Origin of the sequence: Sphingomonas sp. LHG3406-1, assembly GCF_029637485.1 — a bacterium.
Lineage (GTDB): Bacteria > Pseudomonadota > Alphaproteobacteria > Sphingomonadales > Sphingomonadaceae > Sphingomicrobium.
Map to the genome: position 1 here is coordinate 775,316 of NZ_CP069128.1, position 12,710 is coordinate 788,025.

The 12,710-nt window shown below is 68.1% G+C and carries 9 protein-coding genes; 7 read left to right on the plus strand and 2 right to left on the minus strand.

Features of this window, described 5'->3' with window-relative positions:
- Positions 1-61: 61 nt before the first annotated feature.
- Positions 62-1,393 carry a HAMP domain-containing sensor histidine kinase gene (locus JOY29_RS03875; protein WP_300975473.1) on the plus strand — a complete coding sequence of 444 codons (1,332 nt, stop codon included), beginning with the start codon at positions 62-64 and terminating at the stop codon, positions 1,391-1,393.
- On the opposite strand, the gene JOY29_RS03880 is transcribed toward JOY29_RS03875, so the two are convergent.
- A complete protein-coding gene (locus tag JOY29_RS03880; protein WP_300974884.1) occupies positions 1,374-3,329 on the minus strand; it encodes an ATP-binding protein in 1,956 nt (651 codons plus the stop codon). The two genes, JOY29_RS03875 and JOY29_RS03880, sit on opposite strands and share 20 nt — an antisense overlap.
- A 151-nt stretch (positions 3,330-3,480) precedes the next feature.
- Between JOY29_RS03880 and JOY29_RS03885 the strand changes: the two genes are divergently transcribed.
- Together JOY29_RS03885 and JOY29_RS03890 are read left to right on the plus strand one after the other, a co-directional pair.
- Positions 3,481-4,488, plus strand: a complete 1,008-nt coding sequence (locus JOY29_RS03885) for a polyprenyl synthetase family protein (protein WP_300974885.1) — start codon at positions 3,481-3,483, stop codon at positions 4,486-4,488.
- 164 nt (positions 4,489-4,652) lie between these two features.
- Positions 4,653-5,768: an NAD(P)-dependent alcohol dehydrogenase gene (locus JOY29_RS03890; RefSeq protein ID WP_300974886.1), complete on the plus strand. Its 1,116-nt coding sequence runs from the start codon at positions 4,653-4,655 to the stop codon at positions 5,766-5,768.
- Positions 5,769-5,802: 34 nt separating this feature from the next.
- Here the strand turns inward: JOY29_RS03890 and JOY29_RS03895 are convergent, their stop codons facing one another.
- Positions 5,803-7,431 carry an AbgT family transporter gene (locus JOY29_RS03895; RefSeq protein WP_300974887.1) on the minus strand — a complete coding sequence of 543 codons (1,629 nt, stop codon included), beginning with the start codon at positions 7,429-7,431 and terminating at the stop codon, positions 5,803-5,805.
- 349 nt (positions 7,432-7,780) lie between these two features.
- Between JOY29_RS03895 and JOY29_RS03900 the strand changes: the two genes are divergently transcribed.
- The 4 genes from JOY29_RS03900 (at position 7,781) to wecB (ending at position 12,685) form a co-directional block, all read left to right on the plus strand.
- On the plus strand, positions 7,781-8,239 hold the full coding sequence (locus JOY29_RS03900; protein WP_300974888.1) for a hypothetical protein: 459 nt from the start codon (positions 7,781-7,783) through the stop codon (positions 8,237-8,239).
- A 374-nt stretch (positions 8,240-8,613) separates the two neighbouring features.
- Positions 8,614-11,124, plus strand: coding sequence for an ATP-dependent helicase HrpB (gene hrpB, locus JOY29_RS03905; RefSeq protein WP_300974889.1), 2,511 nt, complete (start codon positions 8,614-8,616; stop codon positions 11,122-11,124).
- A 66-nt stretch (positions 11,125-11,190) separates the two neighbouring features.
- Positions 11,191-11,472 carry an NADH dehydrogenase ubiquinone Fe-S protein 4 gene (locus tag JOY29_RS03910; protein ID WP_300974891.1) on the plus strand — a complete coding sequence of 94 codons (282 nt, stop codon included), beginning with the start codon at positions 11,191-11,193 and terminating at the stop codon, positions 11,470-11,472.
- Between the two features lie 91 nt (positions 11,473-11,563).
- Positions 11,564-12,685 (plus strand): non-hydrolyzing UDP-N-acetylglucosamine 2-epimerase, encoded by a 1,122-nt coding sequence (gene wecB / locus JOY29_RS03915; protein WP_300974892.1) that lies wholly within the window; start codon positions 11,564-11,566, stop codon positions 12,683-12,685.
- The last annotated feature ends 25 nt before the right edge of the window (positions 12,686-12,710 follow it).

The following is a 12,710-nucleotide window of genomic DNA, read 5'->3' on the forward strand; positions in this document are numbered from 1 at the left end:
GGAACATACGGCCGGGACCCCAGGCAGGAAGGCTGGCGGCACCGGTTCGCTTACCCGGCGCATGATCGTCATCGCCGCGGTGTGGATTTCTATCCTGCTCGCGGCGGGCGGCTTCGCGCTCGACCGGGTGCTGACCAACAGCCTCGTGCGCAACTTCGACGAGAGCCTCGAACTGGTGCTGCGCTCGATGATCGGGTCGTCCGAAATCGGACCCGTGGGCGAGATCCGCTTCTCCCGTCCGCCCGCAGACCAGCGCTTCATCGAAAGCTATTCAGGCAGCTACTTCCAGATCAGCCCGCTGCCCGCGGCCGACGGACGCGTGCCCGAGGTCGAGGATTATCCGTCGCGCTCCCTGTGGGACCGGCGCCTGACGGTCGACCGCGCCGTCGCCCGCGACGAGCTCCACAAATATGACAGCTACCAGTTCACCGGCGAGCCGCTGCGCATCGTCGAGCGCGACGTCATCATTCCCGGCAGTCCGGTCAAGTGGCGCTACCAGGTGGCGCAGAGCCGCGAAAACCTCGACGGGCAGCTCAAGGAACTCCGGACCACGCTGACCTGGAGCTTCGCCCTCCTCGGCCTCGGCCTCGTCGTCCTCGCCGCCCTGCAGACCGTCTACGGATTGTGGCCGCTGCGCCGGGTGCGCTCCGAGGTGGTGGCGATCCGGTCCGGCCAGCGCACCCGGATCCCGGACGACTTTCCCGACGAAATCCAGCCGCTGACCCAGGAGATCAACCAGCTCCTCGCCCACAACGAGGAGCAGGCCGAGGAGGCGCGCCGCCATGCCGGCAATCTCGCCCATGCCTTGAAGACCCCGCTCACCGTCATCACCAATGCCGCGACGGCACGCGATCCGGAGCTCCACGACACCGTCTGCCGTGAGGCGACGACCATGCGCCGCCAGGTCGACCACCATCTCGCCCGCGCCCGCGCCATCGGCCGCCGCGCCTCCGCCCAGGCTCGCGCCGGCGTGTGGGAAAGTCTTGACGCCGTCCAGCGCGCCGTCACCCGCATGCACGAGGGCGCCACCGTCGACATCGCCGGCGACCGCAAGGCCGAAGTACGCGTCGAGCGTCAGGATCTGGACGAGATGCTCGGCAACCTTGTCGAGAATGCCGCCAAATATGGCTCCGGCCGGGTGTTCGTCACGGTGGAGAAATCGGCGCCCTTCGTCGATATCCTCGTCGAAGACGACGGCCCAGGCATCCCCGAGGAGCAACGCGCCGAGCTGTTCACCCGCGGCAAGCGCCTGGACACGACGGGCAAGCCCGGCACCGGTCTCGGCCTCGCCATCGTCCGCGATGTCGCCGAAATCTACGGCGGGCGGGTGGCCCTGGAGGAAAGCGAGGACCTCGGCGGCCTGCTCGCCCGGCTCAGCCTCCCGTCTGGCTGACCGCGTCGAGAACGGCCGCGTGCAGCTGGTCGGCGGTGAAAGGTTTGGGCAGGATCGGAGTTGCAGGGCATGTACGCGACAGCACGTCGCTGTCGGCGAACCCCGTGACGAGCAGGAAGGGCATCTCCGGCCGAACATGCCGCGCTTCGATGATCAGCTCGGCGCCGCTCATCAGCGGCATCGCATAATCGCTGATCACCAGGTCGAATGGTTCGGCGCCGACCGCGGCAAGGGCGCTCGTGCCATTGGCGACCGCATCGACCGCATGGCCGGCGTCGGCCAGCGTCTGCGCCATGACGGCGCGCACGTCCGGCTCGTCGTCCACCACCAGCAAGCGTAGCGGCCTGCTCGTCTCCATCGCCGCCGGGCGAGCGGTAGGCACGGTCTTCACAAGGTCAGTCTCGTGGCAGGCAGGCAGCCGAAGGGTGACCACCGTTCCTGCCCCCGGCTCACTGTCGATCTCGACCGTTCCGCCCGACTGCTCCGCGAGTCCGAACACCTGGGCCAGGCCCAGCCCCGTGCCGCGACCGGTGCCCTTGGTGGTGAAGAATGGTTCGAACGCACGCCGCTTTGTCTCGGCATCCATGCCGATTCCCTCGTCTCCGAAAGCGAAATGGACCTTCTCTCCTTTGCGCTCGATCCGCAGCCACAAACGGCCGCCATCGGGCGAGGCGTCGCGGGCATTGATCGCCAGGTTGAGCAAAGCCAGCTCGAGCTGCGTCGGATCGCTCCGCACGCAGCGGACGTCGCCCACCTTCTCGATCGCGAAATGGTGCTTGGGCCCGATCGTCCGCGCGACCATCTCCGCCAGCTGCTCCAGCATCGCATCCACGTCGACCGGGCCGATCGCCAGCCGCTGCCTGCGCGAGAAGGCGAGCAGCTGCTGCGTCAGCCGCGCCGCCCGCTGCGCCGATGCGAGTGCACCGGCGGCCAGCTTCCGGCCCCGCGCGTCCAAGCCTTCGCGTCGCTGCAACTGGTCGAGCACTCCGATCACCGGGGTCAGCAGATTGTTGAAGTCGTGCGCTAGTCCGCCGGTAAGCTGCCCCAGCGCCTCCAGCTTCTGCGCCTGCTGCATGCGTTCCGAGAACAACCGGGCCTCGCGGATCTGGCGGAGGGCGAAAGCCACCAGCAGCCCCGCCAGGAACAGGGACAGGAGCGCCGCCGTGCCGAGCGACACGAGGTAGCGCCGCGACGGTCGATCAAGATATTGTGAACCGAGCGCAAGATGAGCGCTCCAGCCGGTCAGCTTCGATCGGGTAAAGGCCGTGTAGTTTTCGAATCCCTCGAGCGTCCGTCCGGCATAGATGCCGTTCGGGTTGCCCTCCGTGATCGCCTGACGGACATAGGTCGACGACAAGGACGAGAAACGCCCTTCATGATCGAGGGTACGGGCGATGAAGCGTCCCTGAGGTCCGACCAGCGCCGACACTTCGAAGGCATCGCGGGGCGGCATCATGTTCACGAAAATAGCCGATTGGGAATAGAGCGTGAGAACAAGCGGCCGCCCTTCAGCCGTCGCTGAGCCGCGCTCGAGAACCAGGCAGTGACAAGTGGGCGAAACCGCATAGCCAACGAAGCGCGCCCGCTCGGCCGTTGATGCAACGGCGATACGCTCGATCCGTCCGGGATCCGAGCCGTCGGCGACCAGCAGTTCGCCGGTCCGCCGGTCGCGCACCTCGATTCGCTCGACATCGGGATTCAGCCCCACGATCTCCGCAGCACGGGCGCGAAAGGCTTGCCATTCACTCTGCTTGAGCACGCCGGACGAAGCCAGCGCATCGAGCACGGTCGACAGGCGGCGGATTTCGCCATCCGCCTTGAGGATGACCGTCTCACTACGAGCCAGTGCCCGCCCTTCGATGGCCTTGCGCTGCTCGCGCGCCGTGTAGCCGAACTCGAAAATGAGGAACAGGAGCAAGGGCACGAGACTGGCCACGGCGACCAGCCCTGCCGATCGCCGAAAGAGTGTCGGCTGCGCTCCCCCCTGCATCAGGCAAGAACTGAGCGCACCCAAGGAAGTTCCGCCACCGGAACAAAGGTCGCCCTCGGCTTGCTCCGGACCGTGCAAACGCCTACCCAGCCCCGTCGTGACCGCCACCCTCCATACGCTTACTCCCGAGCCCAGCCTCGACCCGCTCGTCGCCCTCACCGCCGCCGACATGAACGCGGTGAACCAGGTGATCCTCTCGCGCATGCAGAGCGAGGTTCCGCTCATCCCTGAGCTTGCCGGCCACCTCATCGCCGGCGGCGGCAAGCGGATGCGCCCGATGCTGACCTGCGCGAGCGCCGCGCTCTGCCAATATACCGGCAGCCGGCATCACAAGCTCGCCGCCGCGGTCGAGTTCATCCACACCGCCACCCTCCTCCACGACGACGTGGTCGACGGCTCCGGCACCCGCCGCGGCAAGCGCACCGCCAACCTCATCTGGGGCAATCCCGCCAGCGTGCTGGTCGGCGACTTTCTTTTCTCGCGCGCCTTCGAGCTGATGGTCGAGGACGGCAGCCTCAAGGTCCTGAAGATCCTCAGCAGTGCCTCCGCGGTCATCGCCGAGGGCGAGGTCGCGCAGCTGACGGCGCAGCGCCAGATCACGACCAGCGAGGACACCTACCTCCAGATCATCGAAGCCAAGACCGCCGCCCTGTTCGCCGCCGCCTGCGAGGTGGCGCCGGTGGTCGCGGAAGCGGGCGAGGAGGCGGAGGAAGCCCTTCGTTCCTTCGGCCGCAACCTCGGCATCGCCTTCCAGCTGGTCGACGACGCCATCGACTATACGTCCGAAGCCAAGACCAGCGGCAAGGACCTCGGCGACGACTTCCGCGAGGGGAAGATGACCCTTCCGATCATCCTCGCCTATGCCCGCGGTTCGGAGGACGAACGCCGCTTCTGGAAGGAAGCCGTCGGCGGCGAGCGGACCAGCGATGCGGACCTCGCTCACGCCATCACCCTCTTCCACCAGACCGGCGCGATCGCCGACACCCTGGAGCGCGCCCGCACCTACGCCCGCCGCGCCCTCGACAATCTCGCCACCTTCCCCGCCGGCAAGGCCAGGACCGCCCTCACCCGCGCCGTCGAATTCGCGGTGGCGCGAGCCTATTGAGGCCAGGACGAAGCGGCCCAGCCGTGAAGGCCGTCTTCGACTTCGACTGATCTCCACCGCTCCACTGGCCATCACGCTCCCCGACCAAGGTAGCGGAAAGCCACGGAACCATCGCGCCCTTCGCGTGCTCCACCCGGGTCCCCCCAGCCCGGAAGTGAGCACAGATGGTCCAGTCGATCGGTTACGCCGCCAAGCATAGTTTCAGCCGCCTGAAGCCGATGCGCTTCGAACGCGAGGCGCCCAAGGACAACGAGCTCCAGCTCGAGGTGCTCTATTGCGGCGTCTGCCACTCCGATATCCACCAGGTGAAGAACGAGTGGAGCAACACCGTCTATCCCTGCATGCCCGGCCACGAAGTCGTCGGCCGGGTGACCAGGGCGGCGAAGGGCGGCAAGTTCAAGGTCGGCGATGTCGTCGGCGTCGGCTGCATGATCGACAGCTGCCAGTCGTGCGAGCCCTGCCGCGAGGGCGACGAGAATTATTGCGAGGGGCCCAACAGCTGGCTCGCCACCTACAACGGCCCGATGATCCCGGCCAAGCAGGCGCCCACCGGCGAGAACATGTACGGCCGCGACAATACCTTCGGCGGCTATTCGAACACGATGGTCGTGCGCGAGGATTTCGCCATCCGCATCCCCGACGCGCTGAAGCCCGAAGAGGCCGCGCCCATCCTGTGCGCCGGCGTGACCACCTTCTCGCCGATGCGCCACTGGGGCGTGAAGAAGGGCGACAAGGTCGGCGTGGTCGGCCTCGGCGGCCTCGGTCACATGGCGGTGAAGCTCGCCAGGGCGCTCGGCGCCGAAGTCACCGTCTTCACGACCAGCGCCGACAAGAAGGCGGAAGCCGAAGCCCTCGGCGCGACCCATGTCACCATGGAAAAAGAGATCACGAAGAACGCCGAGGAGCTGAGCGCCACCCCCGGCAGCTTCGACTTCATCATCTCGACCGTGCCCGAGAAGCACGACATCAACGGCTTCGTCGCGCTGCTCAAGCGCGACAAGACCCTCGTCATCGTCGGCGCCCTCGAACCGATGGCGCCGCTCGACAACCAGGCGGTCGCCTTCCATCGCCGGTCCGTGTCCGGCTCGCTGATCGGGTCGATCAAGGAAACGCAGGAGGTGATCGACTTCTGCGCCGAGCACGGCATCGCGCCCGACATCGAAATCATCCCCATCCAGGACATCAATGGCGCGATGAAGAAGGTCGAGAAGGGCGACGTGCGGTTCCGCTACGTCATCGACATGGCCTCGCTCACCGACGAGGAAGAGGACGAGGAATAGGGCTCGGCCGGAGTGCCGGCGGAAGAGCGGCCGCTCAGCGCAGCAGCTGCCCTCCCGTCGGCGCCTGGTAGAAGACCCCCGCCCCCGGCCCCAGCGGCAGGTCCAGCGTCACCCACGCCACCGTCATCCCGATGCCCAGCACCATGAACGTGAGCGCATAGGGCAGCATCAGCGCCAGCAGCGATCCCACGCCATAATCCTTGTCCCACCGCCGTGCGAACGCCAGCACCAGCGGGAAATAGCTCATCAACGGGGTCATGATGTTGGTGTAGCTGTCGCCCATCCGATAGGCCGCCGTGGTCATCTCCGGGCTGATGCCGAGCAGCATGAACATCGGCACCACCACCGGCGCAAGCGCGCTCCACTTGGCGCTCGCCGACCCGATGAACAGGTCGAGGAAGCTCGACAGCAAAAGCACGCTCACCAGCAGCAGCGCCGACGGAAGCGCGAAGCCCTGCAGCGCCTCGGCCCCGTTGATCGCCAGGATCGGCCCCAGCCGCGACCAGTTGAACATCGCCACGAAGTGCGCCGCGAAGAAGACGAACACGAGGTAGGGAGCGATCGTCTTGATGCCGTCCTGCATCATGGTCACGACGTCCGTGGAATTCCGGACCGTGCCCGTCGCGCTCCCGAACGCGATGCCGGTGAACAGGAACAGCAGGAAGAAGAAGGCGATGAGCGCCGCATAGAAGGGCTGCAGCCGCGCCGGCCCGGTTGCCTCCTCGTTGATCAGAGGATGATAGCCCGGAAGCAGCATCAGCGCCGCGAACAGCCCGGTCACCACCAACGCGGCGAGGCCCGCCCGCCGAAGTCCCTTGCGCTCCTCTCCCGTCAGCTCCGACCGTTCCAGCTCGGCCCTGGTCTCCGTGTCCACTTCGCCATCCCAGGCCCCGAGCCGCGGCTCGATTACCTTGTCGGTGATGTACCAGACGGCAGGGGTGAAGATTGCCACGATCCCGAGGATGAACCACCAGTTGCCCAGCGGATTCATGGCCCAGCCGGGATCGACGATCCGGGCGGCCTCCTGCGTGAAGCCGAACAGCAGCACATCGATCTGCCCCGGCGCGACATTGCCGGCATAGCCGCCCGACACCGCGCCGAACGCCGCGGCGAGCCCGACCAGCGGATGCCGACCGACTGCTGCATAGGTGATGGCGGCAAGCGGGATGAACACGATATAGGCCGCGTCCGACGCATGGTGCGACACCATGCCGATCAGCGCCACGACGGGCGTCATCAGCGCCCGCGGCGCCTTGGCCAGCGACACGCGGATCAGCGCCGCCAGCATGCCCGACCGCTCGGCCACGGCCGCGCCCAGCATGATCACCAGGATCAGCCCCAATGGCGCGAAGCCTGTCACCGTGCGCGGCATCTCGCTCAGCAGCTTGCCGACATTCTCCGCCGACAGCAGGCTGGTCGCCTCGAAGGTCAGCACGCCATTGGCGAGCGTGCCATATTCCGGCGCCTTCTCGCCCGCGAACTGCAGGGTCGCCGACCAGCCCGCCCAGTCGCCGATCGCGCTCAGCACGACCAGGACGGCGATCAGGTAGACGAAGATCATCGCCGGCTCAGGCAGCAGATTGCCGGCGCGCTCGACGAAGGCGAGGAAGCCCTTCTGCCGTTCCTGCGGCGGCGCCACCGCCGCCTCGCTACCTGCCGCCATGATCCGCGATCCCTCCGCAAAAGCCCTCAGGGCGATCGGACCGGATGAGTAATGCTTTGCTCCAGAGGTGACAACATCACGTCAAGGCCACTCACCGAACCACCGTCACCACGGGTCTCACCCGGGTCCCGCCGGCCCTCACCTGTGTCCGCTTCCGACCCATTGCGGCGTTCCCGTCACCCCGGGCTTGACCCGGGGTCTGCCTGCCTTTCCCTGTGTCCGCTTTCGACCCATTGCGGACCTCAAGGAGAGCGGCGATAAATCAGGCGTGTGGGCGTGGCGTGAGAGACTGAAACGATACCTGCATGCCAGGCTAAGCCGACGTGTCGCGGCAGCTTCAAGGCGAGCAGTGAGGGTCGTCCTGGTCAGCGACATGTACAAGCGAGGGGCGGTAGAGAGCCTCCCAAGGGATGTGCAGGGCTTCGTCTATGGACTCATGCAGCAGGCCCGGCTGTCCAACGACGACTTTCCCAAGGAAGCCGTGCTGAGTGCTGCGGCGGACTTCTATTTGGCCGAGACTGCCAATGGAGGACATGATGGTTTCCTCGGCAACCTATCTAGTTTTCCGGTAACTCTCGAGCTCATTCGAGATGGGCTCACGCTTACCGGACTCGATGAGGTTGCAGGAGTTTTCGCTGCCCTCCTCGATTACCAGGAAATGGACCCGCCTGGTTTCGAGGCGGCCGACTGGAGCGACCCAGGCTTCGGATCGCTCGACAGCAGGCTGCATGCTCTCAGGCCGGCAGCCTATCGGACGCTTGCCAATTGGCTTGAGGCTCAGCCGTTCATCTCCATCGTACCGGCTTAACGCTACACCTGGAGCGCAGTGCTGAAGGCCTACCTTTCCGGCAGACTAGCAGTAGAACCATAATCGGCACCGTCGGCTGCTGATGCAATCGATGACGCTTGCCGCTTAATGTCCGCTTTCCAACCAAAGCGGACATTACCAGCAACCTAGAAAAGTAGGATTTCACATGATCGACTAACCTGAACGGTTCACTTGAATCGCGCTCTTTGACAGCCCTGGATCACGCAAATCAGGCGATCAGCCCGAAAGTCACACGTTTCGCGCGACACCCCCGCCACCGGTGACCTTTGTGACCTTTGTGACCCTCGCCCCTTCTACGCCATGGTCACACCACCCGGATTGCACCGGCCGCTGCAAGTCCGCATGGACAGCGAGTGACCGCCGCCCTCCCCATCCACGCCGTCCTGCCCGACCTCCTTGACGCGCTCGCGACCAGCCCACGCGCCCTGCTCATCGCGCCGCCCGGTGCCGGCAAGACCACCGCCGTGCCGCCGGCCCTCCTCGACCAGCCCTGGTGCACCGGTCAGGTCCTCCTGCTCGTCCCCCGCCGCCTCGCCGCCCGCGCCGCGGCCGAGTTCATCGCGCGGCAGCATGGGGAAGAGCCCGGCGCCACCGTCGGCTACCAGACCCGTCTCGACAGCCGCGTCGGCAAGGCCACCCGCCTCATCGCCATGACTCACGGCGTCTATCTCTCGCGCCTCACCGCCGACCCCGAGCTCGCCGGTGTCTCCGCCGTCCTGTTCGACGAGGTCCACGAGCGCAGCCTCGACAACGACCTCGCCCTCGCCCTCACCCTCGACGCCGCCGAAGCGCTCCGCCCAGATCTTCGCCTCCTCGCCATGAGCGGCACCCTCGACGGCGAGCGTTTCTCCGCCCTCCTCGCCGACCCGCCGCTCATCCGCTCGGAAGGCCGCTCGCACCCGCTCACCCTCGTCCATCTCGGCCGCGACGCCGCCGCCCGGATCGAGCCGCAGGTCGCCGCCGCCTGCCGTCGCGCGCTCGCTGACCAGCAAGGCTCCATCCTCGCCTTCCTTCCGGGTGTCGCCGAGATCGAGCGCACCGCCGAAGCCCTCGCCGCCCTTCCCGCCGATGTCGTTCTTCACCGCCTCCACGGCCAGATCGACCCCGCCGCTCAGCGCGCCGCCCTCGCCGCGCCCGCCCCCGGCACCCGCAAGCTGGTCCTCGCCACCTCCATCGCGGAGACCAGCGTCACCCTCGACCATGTCGCCGCCGTGGTCGACAGCGGCCTCGCCCGCCGCCCCCGCTACGATCGCGGTGCCGGCCTCACCCGCCTCGTCACCGAGCGCGCCTCCCGAGCCGCCGTCACCCAGCGCGCCGGACGCGCCGCCCGCCAGTCGCCCGGCATCGCCTACCGCCTGTGGGAGGAAGCCGCGACGAGCGCGCTTCCCGCCCACGATCCGCCCGAAATCCTCGAAGCCGACCTTTCCAGCCTCACCCTCACCTGCCTGCTGTGGGGCGAAGGCGATCCCGCGCGCCTGCCCTTCCTCGATCCGCCGCCTGCCGCCGCCCTCACTGAGGCTCGCCGGCGCCTCGCCGCACTCGGCGCGATCGATGCCGATGGCCGGATCACCGATCACGGCCGCGCCATCGCCCGCCTGCCGCTCGAGCCCCGCCTTGCCCACATGCTGGTGGAAGCCGCCGATCGCGGGTTCGCCGAGGCGGCCGCCGACGCCGCCGTCCTCCTCACCGAGCGCGGCCTCGGCGGCAACGACCCCGACCTCGAGCTCCGCTGGCGCCGCTGGCGGACGGAGCGCGGCAAGAGGGCCGACGGGGCGCGTGGGTTGGCTCGGAGGTGGCTCAACCAAATTCCCCTCCCGCAAGCTGGAGGGGCTAGGGGAGGGAATGTCGCGGAGAGGACCGCAAACCCTCCTCCGACCCCTCCCGCAAGCAGGAGGGGAGAAACTCTCGCTCTCGCCCTCGCCCTCGCCTTCCCCGACCGCCTCTCCCGCCGCCGCGATCCCGGCGGCGAGCATTGGCAATCGGTCGGCGGCCGCGGTTTCCGGCTCGATCCCACTTCCTCCCTCGCCTCGGCCCAGTGGCTCGCCGTCGCGGAAGTTGCCGGGAGCGCCGCCGGCGCCCGCATCCTTTCCGCCGCGGCCATCGACGAAGCTGACGTGCTCGCCCTGTTCGACGACCGTATTGAGGTCTGCCACGACGGCGCCTTCGATCCAGGCACCGGCAGCGTCGCGCCCACCCGCAGCCGTCGCCTCGGCGCGATCCGCCTCGCCTCCGGACCCGACCCCAGTCCCGATCCCGACGCCATCGCCGCCGCGCTCGTCGAAGGCGTCCGCACCCACGGCCTCGCCCTCCTCCCCTGGCCCGACGAGGCGCGGGCCCTGCGCCACCGCGCCGCTTTCGCTCGCGGCGTCGATGCCGACCTTCCCGATCTCTCCGACGAGGCGCTGACCGAGTGCCTCGACGACTGGTTCGCCCCGCTGGCCGCCGGCCGCCGCAAGCTTTCCGACATTGCGCCCGGCGCGCTCACCCAGGCGCTGCAGAACCTGCTGGGATGGGACGGACAGCAGAAGCTCGACAAGCTCGCCGCAAGCCATTTCCGCTCGCCCGCCGGATCCGCCCACCCCATCGACTATGCCGCGCCGGGCGGCCCGACCGTCGAGGTCCGTGCGCAGGCCCTGTTCGGCCTCGCCGTCCACCCGACGGTCGCCGGCGGCCGCGTGCCGCTGACCCTCGCCATCACCTCGCCCGCCGGGCGCCCCATCCAGACCAGCCGCGACCTGCCCTCCTTCTGGGCGGGCAGCTGGCGCGAGGTCGCCAAGGAGATGCGTGGACGCTACCCCCGCCATCCCTGGCCCGACGACCCCGCCAGCGCCGCCGCGACGCTCCGCGCAAAGCCGCGCTCCTGAGTGCAGCACCACGAGGACGCCGCGTTCCTCTTGATTTCAGAAGCCGCTTCCGCCACCCCGCCCAACATGCCGACCGCCCGCATCATCGAGACCGATCGCAAGACCACCCAAAGCGGCCGCGCCAAGGCCGGCAAGTGGACGCTCGAGTTCGAGAGCGATCGCGCCCAGCGCCACGATCCGCTCACCGGCTGGGTCGGCAATGCCAACACCGCGACCCAGGTTCGCCTCGCCTTCGCCACGAAGGAAGCCGCGATCGCCTATGCCGACAAGCACGGCTTCGACTATCACATCGTCCCGGCCCCGCCGGTGAAGCTCAAGCTGCAGGCCTACGCCGACAATTTCCGCTAGGGTGAAGGCGGCCGGACGCCGCCTTGCTTCTCCGCCGAAAAGGCGATAATCTGCCACTCGCCGGATCGCCTCTTCGTTCAGGAGGGCGCCGGTGGTCACCCCTTCCATTCTGCTCGTCGTCGGGACCCGCCCCGAAGCGATCAAGCTTGCTCCCGTCGCCCAGGCACTCCTCGCCCGCGGCCTGTCGCCCGGCCTGGTCTTGACCGGCCAGCACAGCATGCTTGACCCCGGCGCCTTCGGCCTCGGCGCCCTCCCGGCCATCCGCCTCCGCTGCCAGGCCCGAAGCGATCCACGGCTCCACGCCGAAGCCGTCGCCGCCAGCCTCGCTCCGGTTCTCGCCACGCCGGGCACGGACATGGTCATCGTCCAGGGAGACACGTCGAGTGCGCTTGGCGGCGCGCTCGGCGCCAAGGCGGCGGGCATTGCCGTCGCCCATGTCGAAGCAGGCCTCCGCAGCCACGACCTCACCTTGCCTTGGCCCGAAGAACCCAATCGCATTGCGATCGACGCCCTCGCCCAATTGCTGTTCGCGCCGACCGAGGAGAATGCCGCCAACCTCGTAGAGGAAGGCGTGGCGGGCGAAATCCATGTCACCGGCAATACCGCCATCGACGCCCTGTTCGCGACGCTCGACGAGTTGCCGCCGCGCGTGCTCGACAGCGGCGGCCTGCCGCGCCTCTTGGTGACGTGCCATCGACGGGAGAACTGGGGCACGTCCTTCACGCCCATTGCCCTTGCATTGATTGAACTCGCCCGCTCGCCCTGGCTGCGGGTCGAACTGGTGCTCCACGGCAATCCGGCCATGGCCGACGCCGCAAGACTGATGCTTGGCGGACATCCCCGCATCCGCCTGCTCCCACCAATGGAGCATCGCGCAATGGTCGCGGCGCTTCGCTCGGCGCACCTGGCCCTGAGCGACTCCGGCGGTATCCAGGAAGAGGCGCCGGCCCTTGGCGTGCCCCTGCTCGTCCTTCGCACCGTCACCGAGCGGCCGGAAGGGATCGCCAGCGGCAACAGCCTGCTGGTCGGCAACGACCGCGAGGCGATCGTGGACGCCGTCCGTCGGCTCCTTGACGATGGCGCTGCCTATCGCGCCATGGCTGTTCCCGCCCTGCCTTTCGGAGACGGCAAGGCCGCCCCGCGCATCGCCGCCCTCATCGAGGATTGGCTGGTCCGTCATCGCCGCCGCGCGCCTGCCATGATCGCTGATTGACGAACGGGCGGCACCCCGCCATATG

Bases quoted from the DNA above. Each gene is read 5' to 3' on its own strand.
- JOY29_RS03875 (WP_300975473.1), top strand. From the start codon at position 62: ATGATCGTCATCGCCGCGGTGTGGATTTCTATCCTGCTCGCGGCGGGC.
- JOY29_RS03890 (WP_300974886.1), top strand. From the start codon at position 4,653: ATGGTCCAGTCGATCGGTTACGCCGCCAAGCATAGTTTCAGCCGCCTG.
- JOY29_RS03895 (WP_300974887.1), bottom strand. From the start codon at position 7,431: ATGGCGGCAGGTAGCGAGGCGGCGGTGGCGCCGCCGCAGGAACGGCAG.
- JOY29_RS03910 (WP_300974891.1), top strand. From the start codon at position 11,191: ATGCCGACCGCCCGCATCATCGAGACCGATCGCAAGACCACCCAAAGC.